The organism is Spirillospora sp. CA-142024 (genome assembly GCF_050942325.1).
Taxonomy (GTDB): domain Bacteria; phylum Actinomycetota; class Actinomycetes; order Streptosporangiales; family Streptosporangiaceae; genus Spirillospora.
Window position 1 is genome coordinate 715,030 of the sequence record NZ_CP192077.1, and the last position, 12,336, is coordinate 727,365.

General features: G+C 70.9%; 10 protein-coding genes. 5 read left to right on the top strand and 5 right to left on the bottom strand.

Translation table 11 applies throughout. The annotated features are described in order from the left end of the window. Positions 1 to 212 precede the first annotated feature (212 nt). Both ACQPZP_RS03660 and ACQPZP_RS03665 read left to right on the top strand, forming a co-directional pair. Positions 213 to 1,007, top strand: coding sequence for a GntR family transcriptional regulator (locus ACQPZP_RS03660; protein ID WP_433476206.1), 795 nt, complete (start codon positions 213 to 215; stop codon positions 1,005 to 1,007). Positions 1,008 to 1,155: 148 nt separating this feature from the next. Then, positions 1,156 to 1,812, top strand: coding sequence for a hypothetical protein (locus tag ACQPZP_RS03665; RefSeq protein WP_433476207.1), 657 nt, complete (start codon positions 1,156 to 1,158; stop codon positions 1,810 to 1,812). Between the two features lie 23 nt (positions 1,813 to 1,835). Here ACQPZP_RS03665 and ACQPZP_RS03670 read toward each other — a convergent pair whose 3' ends face one another. After that, positions 1,836 to 3,017, bottom strand: coding sequence for a cytochrome P450 (locus ACQPZP_RS03670; protein ID WP_433476208.1), 1,182 nt, complete (start codon positions 3,015 to 3,017; stop codon positions 1,836 to 1,838). A 134-nt stretch (positions 3,018 to 3,151) separates the two neighbouring features. Here ACQPZP_RS03670 and ACQPZP_RS03675 point away from each other — a divergent pair, with 134 nt between their 5' ends. Beyond that, positions 3,152 to 3,964 carry an SAM-dependent methyltransferase gene (locus ACQPZP_RS03675; RefSeq protein WP_433476209.1) on the top strand — a complete coding sequence of 271 codons (813 nt, stop codon included), beginning with the start codon at positions 3,152 to 3,154 and terminating at the stop codon, positions 3,962 to 3,964. Between the two features lies 1 nt (position 3,965). Here the strand turns inward: ACQPZP_RS03675 and ACQPZP_RS03680 are convergent, their stop codons facing one another. Then, positions 3,966 to 5,390 (bottom strand): pyridoxal phosphate-dependent decarboxylase family protein, encoded by a 1,425-nt coding sequence (locus tag ACQPZP_RS03680; RefSeq protein WP_433476210.1) that lies wholly within the window; start codon positions 5,388 to 5,390, stop codon positions 3,966 to 3,968. A gap of 70 nt (positions 5,391 to 5,460) precedes the next feature. On the opposite strand from ACQPZP_RS03680, the gene ACQPZP_RS03685 reads away from it, so the two are divergent. Continuing rightward, positions 5,461 to 6,396, top strand: a complete 936-nt coding sequence (locus tag ACQPZP_RS03685; RefSeq protein ID WP_433476211.1) for a GlxA family transcriptional regulator — start codon at positions 5,461 to 5,463, stop codon at positions 6,394 to 6,396. Between the two features lie 16 nt (positions 6,397 to 6,412). On the opposite strand, the gene ACQPZP_RS03690 is transcribed toward ACQPZP_RS03685, so the two are convergent. The 3 genes from ACQPZP_RS03690 to ACQPZP_RS03700 all read right to left on the bottom strand — a co-directional run bounded on the left by ACQPZP_RS03690 (position 6,413) and on the right by ACQPZP_RS03700 (position 11,006). Beyond that, the gene (locus tag ACQPZP_RS03690; RefSeq protein WP_433476212.1) at positions 6,413 to 8,467 is read right to left on the bottom strand and encodes a hypothetical protein; all 2,055 of its coding nucleotides are present in this window, start codon (positions 8,465 to 8,467) and stop codon (positions 6,413 to 6,415) included. Then, positions 8,464 to 8,907 (bottom strand): phytanoyl-CoA dioxygenase family protein, encoded by a 444-nt coding sequence (locus tag ACQPZP_RS03695; protein ID WP_433476213.1) that lies wholly within the window; start codon positions 8,905 to 8,907, stop codon positions 8,464 to 8,466. The genes ACQPZP_RS03690 and ACQPZP_RS03695 overlap by 4 nt, the downstream gene beginning before the upstream one ends. Before the next feature lie 278 nt (positions 8,908 to 9,185). Beyond that, complete coding sequence (locus tag ACQPZP_RS03700) at positions 9,186 to 11,006, bottom strand: bifunctional metallophosphatase/5'-nucleotidase (protein ID WP_433476214.1); 1,821 nt, start codon at positions 11,004 to 11,006, stop codon at positions 9,186 to 9,188. Positions 11,007 to 11,229: 223 nt separating this feature from the next. On the opposite strand from ACQPZP_RS03700, the gene ACQPZP_RS03705 reads away from it, so the two are divergent. Further along, positions 11,230 to 12,117, top strand: coding sequence for a S1 family peptidase (locus ACQPZP_RS03705; RefSeq protein ID WP_433476215.1), 888 nt, complete (start codon positions 11,230 to 11,232; stop codon positions 12,115 to 12,117). The last annotated feature ends 219 nt before the right edge of the window (positions 12,118 to 12,336 follow it).

Consider the following 12,336-nt stretch of genomic DNA (forward strand, 5'->3'; position numbering starts at 1 on the left):
GTACTTTGTCACCTTGTGTAGCTCTCTGTCCTGATCTCTCGCCCGTGGGTGAGGCCTCACGTGTCACACCGGTCATGGTGGTCCCCCTGATCACTTTCCTGACCGTGGCAGGGATCGGTCGACCGGTGGGTGAGGTACCTATGTCTCATGCGGGAGGGTCGTAGCCGACATTTTCCGGCGACACTCTTGATAGCCGCCTGGAAGGATTTCCGATGGCCAATGCGCTGCACAAGGAGATCGCCGACGAGCTCCGCGCGAAGATCAGGTCGGGAGAGCTTCCCGCGGGCGAGCGGCTGCCGACGGAGCCCGAATTGGAACGGCATTTCGGCGTGTCCAGAAATACGATCAGGATCGCCGTGACGAATCTGGTGCACGAGGGGCTGATCCAGATCCAGCCGGGCCGCGGAATGTTCGTTCCGAAGGGACCGATCCCGTTCTTCGTGATCCTTTCCCGGGAGGAGGGCGGGCACGGGACGGACTCGCCTCTGGACTCCTACAGTTCCGGTGTGCGCGCGGCCGGGCGCAAGCCGGGCATCCGGAGATTCGAAATGCACATCGAGTACCCCGACCGCGAGGTCGCCGGGCTGCTGGACATCAACGAGGACACCCAGGTCGTCATGCGGGCGTCACGGCGGTTCATCGACGACACGCCGTACTCCTTGCAGCGGTCGTACTACTCGATGGATCTTGCGCGCGGCAGCGAACTGGAGAGCAGGCAGGGGATCTCCCGGGGGACGATCCGGGTGCTCGCCGAACTGGGCTACGAGCAGACCGGGTACCGGGACGAGATCGTCGCCCGGATGCCGACGCCCGAGGAGAGGGAATTCTTCAAGATCGGCCCGGGGATCCCCGTGGTCGTGGTGTTCCGCGTCGCCTTCGCCGGCGCGTCCATGCCGATTCGCCTGACGGTGACCACCTATGCGGCGGATCGGAACAGGCCGTCCTATGACATCGGCGATGTACCCGAGCGGTCCATGGCCAACGGGCAGATCTCCATTGTCGGGTAGCCCTTCCCACATCCACCGGGGCGGAGCTCACCGTCCCGCCGCCAGGCAGGTGGCTCAGATGCCTACACCGGACATCTCGTCTTTCCCGGACGCGGGGGCGCCGCCCGGGCCCCAGCGCGGCGGGCCTTTACGCACCTTGCATCGGGGCATGTTCGCCGTCGACATCGCGTCCTTCGGTGCGCGGCGGGACCCCGATGTCCAGCGACATCTGCGGTCGTCCGTCCACCGGATCGTGCGGGAGGCGTGCCGGGCGGCCGGGGTGAGCTGGGACGCCTGCCACTGGGAGGACCGCGGGGACGGGCTGTTCGTCATCGCGGGAGCCGAAGCCGGCATCGACATCCTGCTCGAGCCGCTCGTGGTGCAGCTGCTGGCGGGCGTCCGGCGGCACAACAAGCTGGCCAACCGCGAGGCGCAGATCCAGCTCAGGGTGGCCGTGCACGCCGGCTACCTGCATCTTGACGAGCACGGCGCGACCGGGGTGGCACTCAACCATCTCTTCCGGCTTCTGGGCGCCGCGCCGCTGAAGTACCGGCTCGCGGAGATGTCAGGGGACTTCGCGCTCATCGTGTCGCACCACCTCTACGAGGAGGTCGTCGCCTACAGCGTCGGGGTGATCGAGCCGTCCGCCTTCACCTGCGTGCCCGTGCGGGTGAAGGAGACCCACGACCGCGGGTGGGTCTGGTCGCCGCCCCCCTCCGCAAACGGGACGCTGGTGGGTGGACCCGGGGCGCCGGCCGACCAGCTGATGGTGCTACTGGCGGCGCTGATCAGCCGGCTGGACGAGATCGTCCAACATCGTCCCTGACGGTGTCCGCCCGTGGTGGAGGGTCAGCGGCGGGCGGTGATGCGGGTGGGGAGGGACGCGAAGCCGCGGTCGTTCGAGGAGCGGACGCGCTTGGCGTTCTCGATGTCGATCTCGTAGTCGGCGACGATGTTCGCGATCTCGCCTAGCGCGATCCGGGCCTCCATGCGGCCGAGGTTCGCGCCCAGGCAGTGGTGGCGGCCGTTGCCGAACGCGAGGGACGAACCCGTGTCGCGGTCGAGATCGAAGCGCTCCGGGGCCGGGAACACGTCCGGGTCGTGGTTGGCGGCGCCGACGAGCAGCAGGATCCGCGCGTCCGCCGGGATCGTCACGCCGTGCAGCTCGACGTCCTCGGTGGCGGTGCGGGCGAGCGCCTGGGTCGGCGGGTCCCAGCGGAGGGTCTCCTCGATCCAGTCCTCGACGCGTCCGCCGAACGCCTTCGCCCGCTGGTCCGGGTGCCGCCAGGCGGCGTGCCAGGCGTTGCCGAGCGTCAGCATCGTGGTCTCGATGCCGGCGCCGACGAGCAGGATCAGCACGCCGACGATCTCCTCCGGGGTGAGCCGGTCCGCGCCCTCGGCGGCGTCCAGCAGGCCGGACAGCAGGTCGTCCCGGCGCTCCCTGGACCGCTCGATCGTGAGCTCGGTGTAGTAGCCGACGAGCGCGCCGATCGCCTGCAGCGCCTCCGGGGGCAGGTCGCCGCCCGCCTCGTCCCGGTACATGATCGCCATGCCGAGGTCGCGGACCATGTCGCGGTCGGACTCGGGGACGCCGACCAGCTCGGAGACCACGTCGGTGGGGAAGCGGGCCGCGAAGTCGGTCATCAGGTCGAACGAGCCGCCGTCCAGATGTGGCCGCAGGCAGTCGCGCGCGATCTCGCGGAGCCGCGGCTCCAGCGCCTGGACGCGCTTCCGCGTGAACGCCCGCGCCACCAGGCCGCGCATCCGGGTGTGCTTCGGCGGGTCCATCGCGACGAAAGAGAAGAACTTCTCCGCGTCCGGGCCCCAGAACGCGGGCTCGATCCGCAGGCCGTTCCGGCTGGAGAACCGGTCCGAATCCTTCAGTGCCGCGAGGACGTCGGCATGCCGCGACAACGCCCAGAAGTCGTCATTTTCGTTCCGGTGAACCGGTGACTTCTCGCGCAGTTCCGAATACACCGGGTAAGGGTCGTCCTGAATCGCGAAGTCGAACGGACTGTAGAAGAGATCCACATTCGCAACCATTCCACAAAGGACGCCGTTCTGGGGCACTCTTGGGATGCGACGCCGATGTCGGCGCTGCACAACAGGGCATTGTGATCTTCTCTCCGCCGCGGGGGCGCGGCGGGCGACGAAACGAGGGCGCCGTGGACGAGTCCGTTCCTCCGGGGATCGACCCGACGAAGGCGCATCCGTCCCGCCGGTACAACTACTGGCTCGGCGGCAAGGACAATTTCGCGGTGGACCGGGCGTCGGCGGAGGTGGTCGCGTCCGCCTTCCCCACCGTCTACCTGGCCGCGCGGGAGAACCGCGCGTTCCTCAAGCGCGCGGTGAGCCATCTGGCGGGCGAGGTCGGGATCCGCCAGTTCCTCGACATCGGCACCGGGCTCCCGTCGGCCGGCAACGTGCACGAGGTGGCGCAGGCGGTCGACCCCGCGTCCCGCATCGTCTATGTCGACAACGATCCGGTGGTCCTCGTGCACGCCCGGGCCCTGCTGACGAGCGAACCCGAGGGCAGGACCGCCTATATCGAGGCCGACCTGCGCGACCCGGACAAGATCCTCGCGCACCCGGACCTGGCGCGCACGCTCGACCTCACGCGTCCCGTGGCGCTGATGCTGGTCGCGACGATGCACTTCATCGGCGATGACGACGACCCGTACGGCATCGTCTCCCGGCTCCTGTCGGCGCTGCCCTCCGGCAGCCACCTCGTCATGACCCACGCGACCGGCGACTACCTCACGCCCGAGCAGTACGCGGAGAGCGTGGAGGCGAACAAGCGCAGCGGCGTGCCGTTCCGGCTCCGCACCCGGGAGGAGTTCGCGCGCTTCTTCGACGGCCTGGAGGTGCTTCCGCCCGGCATGACCTCGGTCGTCGAGTGGCGTCCGGAAGTGCCGCCGGAGGAGCGTCCGCCGGTCGAGGACGTCTCGATGAACTGCGCCGTCGCCCGCGTTCCCTGACTCATTTGCGCGCATCGTTCGCGGCCCGGACGAGCTCCTCGACGTCCTGGAGCGTCGTGCGGTGACTGATCACGCAGGCGCGGAGGGCGGCGCGCCCGTCCAGCCGGACGGGGCTGATCCACGCGCGCCCGCCGCCGACGACCTTCCGGGCGAGCGCGTCGTGGTGCTCCCACGTCCCGGCCCCGGGATCGGCGAAGCAGACGACGGGGAGCGGGGTGTCGTTGACGATGTCCCAGCCGGTCTCGGCCAGCCGCTCGCGGAGGACGCCGGCCAGGCCGGCGTCGTGTTCGAGTTGCTCGGCATAGCCCTCGCGGCCGGCGACGGCGAGGCTGAGGAACAGCTTCAAGCCCATGAACCGGCGCGACCACTGCTGGCCGGACGTGTACGGGTCGACGGTGTCGGGGACGTCGGCCGGCATGTAGGACGTGGTGACCCGGAACGTCTCCGCCAGCCCCTCGGCGTCGGTGGTGAGCAGCGCCCCCGCGCCCATGGGAACGCTCAGCCACTTGTGCGCGTCGACGGTGATCGAGTCGGCGCGTCCGATGCCGTCCAGGGCCGGCCGGAGCCGGTCGGACAGCGCCGCCGCACCCCCGTAGGCGGCGTCCACGTGCAGGCGGAGGCCGGATTCGCGGCACAGGTCGGCCAGCTCGTGCAGCGGGTCGATCACACCGGCGGCCGTGGTCCCGGCCGTCCCGACGACCAGGAACGGAAGGTCGCCGTCCGCGCGGTCGGCCGCCACCTGCTCGATCAGCCGCCCGGTGTCGATCCGCAGGTCGCGGCCCGCCGGGACGAGCCGGACGGCGTCCCGCCCGATGCCCGTCGCGTGCGCGATCTTCAGCCAGGCAAGATGGCTCTCCGCCGACGCGTAAATGACCGGGCGTCCCGGCAGCGCCCGCAGCCCCCGCCGGCCGTACTCGGGCCAGGTCTTGGTGAGCGCCAGCAGAACCGCCGTCAGGTTCGCCTCCGCGCCGCCGCTGGTGAACGACCCGGTGGCGGTCCCGGGCGGGTAGCCGAGCCGTCCGCCCAGGAAACGCAGCAGGTGGGCCTCCATCTCCGCGGCCGCCGGAGCGTGCGACCAGGCGGCCAGCTGCGGGTTGAAGGCCGCGGCCAGCGTTTCGCCGACCACCCCCATCAGCGTCGGTGTGGGATTGAAGAGCCCGAAATACCGCGGATGCGTCGTGTGGACGGTGGTCGCCCGCAGCAGTTCCGCCACGTCATCGATCACATCCGCGGGCGCGGCCGGACGGTCGAAGTCGTACGCGCCGATCGCGGCCCTCAGTGCGCGCACGTCCACGGGCGCGCTCACGGCACGTCCGGCGATCCGTTCGCGCTCGTCGTCGAGCAGGTCGATGACGTGCCGCCACACCTGTTCGGCCGCGTGCCCGGGCGGGTCGAAGGAGGCTCGTCCAAGGGGGAAGTCGTCCATGCCCCGACCCTCGCGCACGCCCGATCTCGCCCCAAGTGGCAGGATTGACCATCATCGCTAAATTAGTGACATGCACACGCTCGCCGTCGCCGTGGCCGAGGGAGTGCCGATCTTCGAGCTGGCGATCCCCTGCGAGGTCTTCGGGTACGAGCGCCCGGGGCTCGCCGACTCCTGGTACGACTTCCGCCTCTGCGCCTCCCCGGGAACCCGCACCGCCGCCGGGTTCGCGCCACAGGACCGGCACGGCCTCGACGCCCTCGCGGAGGCCGACACGGTCGTTGTCCCGGCCTGCTCCAGCGTCATCGACGACCAGCCGCCCGACCTGGTCGAAGCCGTCCGCGCCGCGTACGACAACGGCGCCCGCGTCGTCTCCCTCTGCACCGGTGCGTTCGTCCTGGCGGCCGCGGGCATCCTGGACGGACGCCCTGCGACCACCCACTGGATGCACGCCGCCCAGCTCGCGGCCCGGTACCCGGAGGTGCTGGTGGACGCGTCCGTCCTCTACATCGACGACGGCGACGTCCTGACCAGCGCGGGCACCGCCGCCGGACTCGACCTGTGCCTGCACGTCGTCCGCAACGACCACGGCGCCGCCGTCGCCAGCGCCCTCGCCAAGCGCCTGGTCATGCCGGCCCACCGCCCCGGAGGCCAGGCCCAGTACATCGACGCGGCGGCCGTCCAGGACGCGGACGAACTCGGCCCCGTCCTCGACTGGGCCCGCCGGCGCCTGCACGAGCCGCTGACCGTCGCCGCCCTGGCGCGCCGCGCCAACGTCACCACCCGCACCCTGATCCGCCGCTTCCACGCGGCCACCGGCACGACCCCCATGGCCTGGCTGCGCGGCATCCGCATCGACTACGCCCGCGAACTCCTGGAGACCACGTCCCTCCCGGTCGACCAGATCGCCGAACGCACCGGCCTGGGCAGCCCGGCCAACCTCCGCCACCACTTCACCCGCACGGTGGGCGTCCCCCCGACCACCTACCGCCGCACCTTCTCGTCCTAGGCGCGGCAGTCTTCGGTCATGTGCGCTTGAGGACGCCGGTCACCCCCGCGACGACGGCGGTGGTGAGCACCCATCCGGCCGCGATGAACGCCCAGGACCAGTACATGGCGGCGCCGTGGGCCCGCCACGCCTTCTGCTGCCCGAGGTCGACGATCGGCAACAGCACGTCGAGGGTGTAACCGACCGCGCTGAAGCCGGGGGCGTTCGCGTCGGCACGGGTCAGGTCGTGCGGGTGCGCGCCGCTGAAGATCCCTGTACCGAGCACGAGGAGGACGGCCAGCCAGACGGCGGCCAGCCAGGTGCGATACCCGTAGCCGACCGTCAGGTACAGGAGCCAGTTCGTCAACCGGCCCGCCGGGTTGAGCGCCGCGCGGCGCCGCCACTGCTTGGCGACCGCTACGGTGCGCGCCGCCTGCTCGTCTCCGGCCCCCTGGTAGGCGGCGGCGAGCTGGTCGTAGAGCTGAGGCGTGTACCCGCCGGGGTCGCGCGCCAGCCACCGGAGCCGCATCCTGACGCCGGTCTCGTCGCCGCGCAGGCCGAGGGCGTCGTAGGTGAACCCGCGCAGGCGGATCGAGGCGGGCCAGTTCGCCGGGTCGTCGTCGAAGATCCCGGCGTGCGCGTTGGTGAGGTCCACGCCGCCCTCGGGCGGCTGGCGGGGCCGCAGGATCAGGGCGACGGCGTCGGCCCCCTCCAGATCGAGGGAATGCCGCGCGGGTTCGGTGAACGTGGCGTCGGACAGGTCGAGGTGACCGCCGATCCGGGCGCCCGCCAGCAGTAGTTCTCCCTCTGCTTTGAATCCCGCTCTGCAGTGCAGGCCGCCGCCGGCCGACAGCCGGAAGGCGTAAAGGGCGCACCTGCCCGGGTTGAGCAGCGCGGCGCCCTCGAAGGAGAGCACACCGCCGACGCGGGCACCGGTCAGCCGGACCTCACCGTCGGCCGTGAACCCGTCGCCGGCGTGGACGTCCCCGTCCACGGCGACACCGCCGGCGTCCAGCGCCCGCCCGCCGGGGTTCGTCAGCCGGGCGCCGGCCAGGACGAGGTCCGCGCCGATGCGGGACCCGGTGAGGCGCACCTGCCCTTCGGCGGTGAGTTCCTCGCCCAGCACGCCGTCTTCGGCGGTGAGCCGGTCGGCGGTCAGCGCGGTGCCTCCGGGACTGGTCAGGTGCACGCGGCTCAGATCGAGCCGGCCACCGATGCGAGCACCGGGGAGCCGCACCTCGCCGTCGACCGCGAGGTCCTGGCAGAACACGTCGTGCCCGACCGTGAGCCTGGCGGCGGCGAGCGCGTCCCCACCGGGCGCGCCGAGGCGGGCCCGCGTCAGATCCAGGGTGCCGCCGATCGTGGCGCCGCGCAGGTGGATCCCGCCGTGCGCGGTGAACCCCTCCCGGCAGTCCAGGTCGTGCTCGACGGTGAGGCCGTCGGCGGTGAGCGCGTACCCGCGCGGGTTGGACAGCCGCGCGCCGGCGAACGACAGCCGCGCCAGGCGCGCGCCGGGCAGGCGGATCTCGCCCTCGGCCGTGAAGCCGTCCCGGCACGTCATGTTCTGCTCGACGGTGAGGCCGTCGGCGGTCAGCGCACGCCCGCCCGGATTCGACAGCCGCGCGCCGACCAGGGAGAGCCGCCCGCCGATGCGGGCGCCTTCGAGAGTGACGGGTCCGTCGGTGGTGAGGCCGTCGAGGTCGAGATCACCGGTGGTGTGCGACCGGGCCGCCGACAGGCCGGGTACATGGCAGCCGGGCAGGCCGATCGAGGAGGCGCTGCACCCGCGCAGGACGACCGGCTGCTCGAAGTGACAGTCGCCGAGCAGGAAGGGGCCGGCCAGTTCGGCCGCCTCCAGGTCGAGGGCGCCGGTGATGCGGGCACCGCGGAGCTTCACGGCCCGCAGCCCGCCGTCAGGGACGCGGCGGCCGGTGAGGAGATCGGCCAGGACCTCCGCCCGGACGACCCGCTCGGGCCCCCAGGCCGCCCCGCGGGCGGGGTCGTCGCGCTGCGGATCGCCGGTGCGGAGGTCGACGAGTGTGCCGGTGGCAGCGGCGTGCATGAGTTCGTCGTCGGACTGCGGCTCGGTCATCGCGGTGGCGCTCCGAGTGCTCGGGTGATCGCGGTTTCGACGGGGGAGGCGTCCTTCCCGCGGTCGAGGCGGATCGGGGTGGACGGGCTCAACTTGGGCTGGGCCAGGAAGCGCGGGATCTTGCCGGAGTGGGGCTGCCCCGCGTGGACCAGGAAGGGGTGGCACAGGTACACGTCGCCCGCCTTTCCGGTGGCGAAGACCGTGGGCCGGTGCGTGCTGGCGGCGTCCGCGCGTTGGGCCAGATCGCGGGCGTCCAGGCCGTGCTCGCCCTCGGGTTCCAGGACGCGTGCCACATCCCGGTGGGAGCCGGTGCGGAGGCGGGTGGGGGCGTCGTTCTCCGTCACGTCCGAGAGAAGGAAGAACATCAGGAGCGCGCGGTCCTTGGACGAAGCCGCCCAGGCTGGTGCGCGGCGTCCAGCGGCCCCGTCCCGCGAGGGCATCGAAGGCGGCGTGCAGGCGCGGGGTGTTGGCGGCGGCTCTGAACGGCGGCTGGGAGTAGTCGGGGCGTGCCGCCACCGGACGCGGCCAGGTGGACGGGTCGTCGGGGTCGGCGTCGAGGTCCTGCCAGATGATGGCACGGCACTCCTCGGCGAGCGCGCCGGGGAAGGCGGCCTCGATGTGGACGAAGCCGTCCTCGACGAAGGCGGCCACCTGGGCGTCAGAGATCATGAATCACACGATCGCCGCTGCCGTGCGGCGGCCGCCAGTCGTTTCCCGGTCAGAAGACAGGGGTGCTGTCGCGGACGAGTTTCCAGTTGTCCACATGGAAGGTCGCCGGGTCGATGGTGCCCGCTTCGGACGCGTACGCGACGATCGCCTCGCGGATCGCCACCTGGGCGTTGTAGACGACCGGGGCCGTGGCGATGTGCGGGAAGCCGCCGCCGCCCGACTGGCGGTAGTTGTTCACCGCCACCACGAACTGCTGGTCGTCCGCGACCGGTGTGCCGTCGTAGGCCAGGTTCGCGATGCGGGAACCCTCGGGCTTCGCGATGTCGACGTCGTAGGTGACACCCGAGAACTGGTCGTAGTTGTAGTCGGGACGGTTGTTCGCGTTCGTCCACGAGGCCGGGTCGACCGGCGCGTTCGCCGTGACCTGCTTGAAGTACTGGGCCGAGTACTCCAGATACGCCTTGATCTGCGAGCCCGTCAGGATGCTCGCCAGGAGCGTGTTGTCGTAGATGTACAGCCCGGCGATGTCCTTGATCGTGACCTTGCCGGCGGGGAACGTCGCCGCGCGGCTGAAGGGGGCGGCGATCGAGACGACCGGGAGGGAGGCGTGCTCGGTGCCGGCGACGGCGGCCTTGACCTTCTCGGTCTGCACCAGGTGGATGTAGTCGAGGATCGCGGTGTCCTTCCAGCAGGACTCCGCCGCGGACATCTCCTCGGTGGAGGTGGCGACCTCCTTGTTGACGTAGGTGACGACCGCGTCGTGCTGCTTCTTGACCAGCGTGACGAGTTCCGGGTCCTCCTGAACGGTGTTGCTGTTCACGGTCGTCGCGGACTTGCCGGTGACCTTCCAGTCGCCGCGCTCGTGGGTGAGGGTGAGGTCGAATACCGACAGCCGCTGGCCCCAGCACTTCGGCTCGCTCATCACGACCGTCCGGCCGGTGACCTTGTTGGTGACGAACCGCTCGGGGATCTCCAGGTGCGCGTGCCCGAACAGGATGGCGTCGATCCCCGGGACCTGCTCGGCGACCAGGGCGGCGGCGTTCTCGACCGGGAGGGAGTCGCCGTAGGACGAGGTGCCGCTGTCCCCTGAGTGCGCGCTGACGATCACGACGTCCGCGCCCTTCGCGCGGATCACCGGCACCCAGCGCCTGGCCGTCTCCACCAGGTCCAGGAAGTCGAGCTTGCCGGAGACGTTGGCCTTGTCCCAGATCGCGATGCCGGGATTGGTGAGGCCGAGCAGTCCGACCCGGATCGGCGGGCCGCCCCGGACGCGCATCGTCTTGATCATGTAGGGCCGGTAGGCGGGGCGCCGCGTGCCCGCGTGGACGGCGTTCGCGGCGAGCACCGGGGCGTTCATCTGGCCGATCCACTTGTCCAGGAACGGGATGCCGTAGTTGAACTCGTGGTTGCCGAGGGCCACGGCGTCGTAGCCGATGGCGTTCATCTGCCGCGCCATCGGGTGGACATCGCCGGTCTCGGTGATCGGCTCCACGGAGGCGTAGTAGAACCCGAGCGGGGTGCCCTGGATGGTGTCGCCGGCGTCGAAGAGCAGGGTGTGGTCGCGTCCGCGGTCGGCGCGGATCTGGTTCACCAAGCTCGACACGCGCGCCAGGCCGACCACATTGCCGGCGCTGTCGCCGTACTCGGCGTCCTTGTAGTAGTCCCAGTTCACCGCGTGGCTGTGGATGTCGGACGTGCCCATCACGGTGATCGTCACCGAGCGGCCGTGCGTCGCCGCCGACGCGGAGCCGGGCCAGCCGGCGAGGGCCAGGGCGCCCGCGGCGGTGAGGCCGCCGAGGACCTGCCTGCGGCCGACCTCGGGGACGCGGCAGGAACACCAGCGGGGCTCCGGGGCCATCGGATTCTCCATGACGCACTCGTTCCTTCCGCGGGGGGACGGCAGAACGATAGAGGCGCCGCGCGTGATCGGTGCTGGCGAGATCTTCCGATCCTCAGGGGGGATCGTTGGCAGTCCTTGTGCGGCCGCCCCGACCTGGGCGTTTTGATCTTGTCGGGTGGAGTGCCGGAAATGTGGCGGTCCGGGGCGGTAGCGTCCGTCAGGTCAAGATCAACTCGACCGATCGGAGCTGTCCTTGCGGACGCACGACAGGAAGACGAACGGCACGTGGCGGAGGCTCGCCGGCACCGCGGCGGCCGCGGCGCTGGCCACGGGGGCCCTCACCGGCCTCGGGACGGCGGCGCGGGCGGACGATCCGCCGCCCACCCCGAAGATCATCGGTGGCACGCCGGCCGACCAGGCCTACCCGTTCATGGCCTCCCTGCAGTACGAGCGGAACGGGAACCCCGACTCGCACCGCTGCGGCGGCGGGCTGATCGACGCGGAGTGGGTGGTCACCGCCGCCCACTGCGTGACCCAGGCGGGCACCGGCGGTGCCCCGTACACGGTCATGGACCCGGCGCTGTTCCACGTCCGGGTGGGCTCCAACGACCGGACGCAGGGCGGCAGCGTCGCCAAGCTCAAGGAGATCGTCGTCCACCCCGGCTACCAGTACCTGGACGACCGCTCCGAGGGTAAGGACATCGCGCTCCTGCACCTCGACACCGCGGTTCCGCAGACGCCCGTCCGGCAGGCCACGACCATCCCCGCGCCGGGGACGCCGGTCCGGCAGATCGGCTGGGGCTACACGTCCACCAGCGACAACGACCCGAGCCAGCTGCCCGTCCAGCTGCAGCAGCTCGACACCAAGGTGATCGCGCCGACGACGGAGAAGTGCCGGGTCGACGCCAACGGCGACGACTCCTGGGGCTACCGCGACAACGACATCTGCACCGACAACCCCGAGGGCGTCCGCGGGCCCTGCAACGGCGACTCCGGGTCGCCGCTGCTGACGAAGGTCAAGGGCCGCTGGGTCATCACCGGGGTCGACTCCCGCGGTGTCGGTGACGTCTGCGGTGAGACGCCCGACATCTACACCAGCGTCGGGTACTACCACCGCTGGATCGCCGGCGTCGTCCACTGATCCGAAGGTCTCGGAACGCCCGGTCAGGCTCGTGCCCGGCCGGGCGTTCCGCTGTCTCGCCGGTCCCTGATTCCCAGCTGCGGGTGTCCGAAACAGGCTCCCGGGTTTGGTGTGGCGTTCGTCACATTAGTTGCCGCGTGCCTCAGGGGATACCCCCTTCAACAGATCTGTTCCCTTTTAGCCAGTGTTGCCGTGAATAGCGTTTCGTGTTCCTCTATT

Excerpts from the sequence above, each read along its gene's own strand:
- ACQPZP_RS03660 (WP_433476206.1), top strand. The coding sequence starts at position 213 with ATGGCCAATGCGCTGCACAAGGAGATCGCCGACGAGCTCCGCGCGAAG.
- ACQPZP_RS03665 (WP_433476207.1), top strand. The coding sequence starts at position 1,156 with ATGTTCGCCGTCGACATCGCGTCCTTCGGTGCGCGGCGGGACCCCGAT.
- ACQPZP_RS03680 (WP_433476210.1), bottom strand. The coding sequence starts at position 5,390 with ATGGACGACTTCCCCCTTGGACGAGCCTCCTTCGACCCGCCCGGGCAC.
- ACQPZP_RS03685 (WP_433476211.1), top strand. The coding sequence starts at position 5,461 with ATGCACACGCTCGCCGTCGCCGTGGCCGAGGGAGTGCCGATCTTCGAG.
- ACQPZP_RS03690 (WP_433476212.1), bottom strand. The coding sequence starts at position 8,467 with ATGACCGAGCCGCAGTCCGACGACGAACTCATGCACGCCGCTGCCACC.
- ACQPZP_RS03695 (WP_433476213.1), bottom strand. The coding sequence starts at position 8,907 with ATGCCCTCGCGGGACGGGGCCGCTGGACGCCGCGCACCAGCCTGGGCG.
- ACQPZP_RS03700 (WP_433476214.1), bottom strand. The coding sequence starts at position 11,006 with ATGGAGAATCCGATGGCCCCGGAGCCCCGCTGGTGTTCCTGCCGCGTC.